1 protein-coding gene is annotated in these 322 nt (G+C 42.9%); it reads left to right on the forward strand.

The window, feature by feature from the left end:
• Window positions 1-30: 30 nt before the first annotated feature.
• Window positions 31-322, forward strand: a 292-nt coding sequence (gene cyaY, locus A3712_RS21340) for an iron donor protein CyaY (RefSeq protein WP_063524991.1), incomplete at its 3' end; no start/stop codon positions are given.

Here is a 322-nt window from a genome sequence, read left to right on the forward strand (position 1 = left end):
ACACTCAGGAAAAGCAATAGGATAGAAAGGATGAACGAGACTGAATTTCATCAACTAGTCGACATACAGATGCAAAACATCGAAGAAGCTATCGACGATTCAGAGGCAGATATTGATTACGAAGTGACTGGTAACGTGATGACGCTGGAGTTTGAGAACCGCAGCCAAATCATTATTAACCGCCAAGAACCAATGAAAGAAATCTGGTTGGCGTCTAAATCTGGTGGCTTCCACTTTAAATTAATCGACGACAAGTGGACATGTTCTAAGACGGGCATGGAGCTGTTTGAGATGGTTAAAGAAGAATGCGTGAAGCACGCAG

Source organism: Vibrio sp. HI00D65, assembly GCF_001635455.1.
GTDB lineage: Bacteria > Pseudomonadota > Gammaproteobacteria > Enterobacterales > Vibrionaceae > Vibrio.